We start from the raw sequence: 2,597 nt of genomic DNA on the forward strand, positions 1-2,597 counted from the left end.
ATCTAATATTCAGTCTCGCGTATACCCGTCGATTGTTTGACACTTACTACACAAACCTGGAAATCCAGAGATACAGATACACGAAAAGCCGGCCGCAGTCTGAACTGCGGCCGGCTTGGTTTATGTGCAGAGAAATGGATGGTCCTGGGCTAGTCGAATTTCTTTCGGCGCTTGGTGGACAGCTTCATCATTTCCTTCATCGTCCGGGAATCGTCATTTTTGAGCGCTTCCTTGAAGTCTGCAAGCGTGGTCTGGAACTGCTCGATTTCCTTGAGCAGCAGATCTTTATTGAGCAGGAAGAGTTCGCTCCACATTTCCTCATTAATGGAAGCAATGCGGGTCAGATCGCGGAACGAGTCGCCGGTGTATTCGACCAGATGCTCATTTTCGTGGGTATCCATCAGCGTAACGGCGATCACGTGCGTCAGCTGGGAGAGAAAAGCGATCATTTCATCGTGCTCTTCGGCGGAAAGAACGGAAATGTTCTTGCAGCCGAGGTCCTTGGCTAAAGAGCTGACCTTGACGATGCTGGACGCTGTGTTTTTTTCGTGCGGAATCAGGATGAAGTTGGCTTGCCGGAAAATTTCCGGATTGGCGAATTCAATGCCTTTGGATTCGCGGCCGCACATCGGGTGAATGGACATGAGCTCAAGGTCGTCGCGAAGAATTTCCTGAACCGGCTCCATGACCGCACGCTTAACGCCGCTGATTTCCAGCAGCAGCGTGCCGGGTGCAAAGTGGCTCTGCCATGCGGCGATCCAGTCTTTGAGCAGGGTGGGATAAATGCAGAAAATGACCATTTCACACTGGTTCAGACCGGAAGAGAAATCCGCAAAGCCTTCATCAATCCAGCCTCTTTCCTTAGCCTGACGAAGGGAATGTCCGTTGGGATCGAAACCGAGAACCCGCCAGCCGAGTTCCTTCATGCGTCCGCAGAAGGACCCGCCCATTACGCCAAGACCGACAACACCGACAGTTTTCATGAACGTACTACCTTTCCTTTCAAAGCCAGAAGATCGTTAAAGAAATGCGGATAGCTTTTCGTGACGGCCTGGGCATCCTGAATCTGTTCAGGACTTTTCGCGCAAAGACCGAAAATGGCCATTGCCATGGCGATGCGATGATCGTTATGGCTGTCGACGACAGCCGGATGATCGAGACAGTAGGAAGACTGGCCATGAATAATAATTTCGTCTTCCGTACTCGTAATGTCCACGCCCCATTTGCGCAGTTCGTCTTCCATCGCCGCAATCCGGTCACACTCTTTGTAGCGCAGCCGGGAAGCGTGAGTAAGAACGGTTTCTCCCGGGCAACAGGCGCCGAGCACGCAAAGAATCGGTCCAAGATCCGGACAGTCGGCTAGATCAAAGGTAAAGCCGTGCAGCCGGCCTTTGACAGCCTGCAGGCCCTGACTGGTCCAGTGGAGCGTTCCGCCGGCTTTTTCGATGGCCTGTGTGATGACGGCATCGCCCTGCAGGGAATCGGGATTAAGACCTTCGACGACAATGGACGCGCCCAGCGCGCCGGCTACGAGAAAGAATGCGGCCTGCGACCAGTCGGCTTCGATGCTTACGCTGGCCGGCTGATAGTGCTGATCGGGCGTGATGCGATAGCCGTTTTCTGAGGGCTCTTCGATGTGAACGCCAAACGTCTTCATCATGTCCGCGGTCAGGCGCACATAGGACTGGGACTGATACGGCGGAAGCACCGCGATTTCCGCGCCGCCAATAAGCGGTGCACTCATAAGCAGTCCGGAAATGAACTGGCTGGAAATGCTGCCATCGAGCGTGAACAGACCGCTTTTTAAAGGGCCCTGGAACGTGATGGCTTCGCCGGACTGTTCAAATTTCAGATTCTGTTCGGCAAAGATGTTCGCATAGACGCCCATCGGCCGGGAAAGCAGGGACGGCTTGCCCAGAAAGCGGACTTCCTCCGGACCGGCAGCGGCGATCGGAATCAGAAAGCGGATCGTCGAGCCGGATTCAAAGGCATCCAGCACTGCCGGTTTCTGGGGATCGTTTTTTGCGGGATTGCATCCGCGAATATGAAGGGTACGAAAAAGCGGGCAAGAGCCGGGGTCTTCTTCAATGTGCGCGCCTAAAGCCTGCAGGCAGCCGATCGTGGCTTCCATGTCCTTGGAATGGCCAAGATGGGTAATGACGGATTCGCCGTCGGCCAGACCGGCGCAGATCAGGGCGCGGTGGCCGAGCGATTTGGAAGGCGGAACGCGAAGCGATCCTTCAAGATCGGAGGGTTCAATCCAGACTTTCATTACACAGTCTCCTTTCCATCCCCTGCAGAGGGCTGCGGTTTCGAATCGGATTTTCCAGAAGCAGGCGCTTCAAACGGGCGCAGCGCTTCCTTAGTCATCCACAAATCGAGCAGACAGAAGGCGGTCATGGCGTCAACGACCGCTCTGGCCCGGTGAATAATCGCCGGATCGTGCCGGCCCTTGATCGCCAGCTTGACGTTCTGTCGGGTCTGATAGTCCGCGCTGTCCTGTTCGAGATAAATCGAGGGGGTCGGCTTGATGCACGTCTGAAACAAAATCGGCATGCCGTTGGTAATGCCACCGTTGATGCCCCCGTTGTTATTGG

Annotated in this window: 3 protein-coding genes; all 3 read right to left on the reverse strand. The window is 54.8% G+C overall.

The genetic code is table 11. The features are described from left to right. Positions 1-149 precede the first annotated feature (149 nt). Positions 150-983, reverse strand: coding sequence for a prephenate dehydrogenase (locus tag ACLUYS_RS09790; RefSeq protein WP_412659776.1), 834 nt, complete (start codon positions 981-983; stop codon positions 150-152). Further along, complete coding sequence (gene aroA / locus ACLUYS_RS09795; RefSeq protein WP_412659777.1) at positions 980-2,272, reverse strand: 3-phosphoshikimate 1-carboxyvinyltransferase; 1,293 nt, start codon at positions 2,270-2,272, stop codon at positions 980-982. The genes ACLUYS_RS09790 and aroA overlap by 4 nt, the downstream gene beginning before the upstream one ends. Continuing rightward, positions 2,272-2,597, reverse strand: a 326-nt coding sequence (locus tag ACLUYS_RS09800) for a chorismate synthase (protein ID WP_412659778.1), incomplete at its 5' end; no start/stop codon positions are given. The genes aroA and ACLUYS_RS09800, both read right to left, overlap by 1 nt.

It is taken from the genome of Allobaculum sp. (assembly GCF_047010065.1).
Classification (GTDB): domain Bacteria; phylum Bacillota_I; class Bacilli_A; order Erysipelotrichales; family Erysipelotrichaceae; genus Allobaculum; species Allobaculum fili.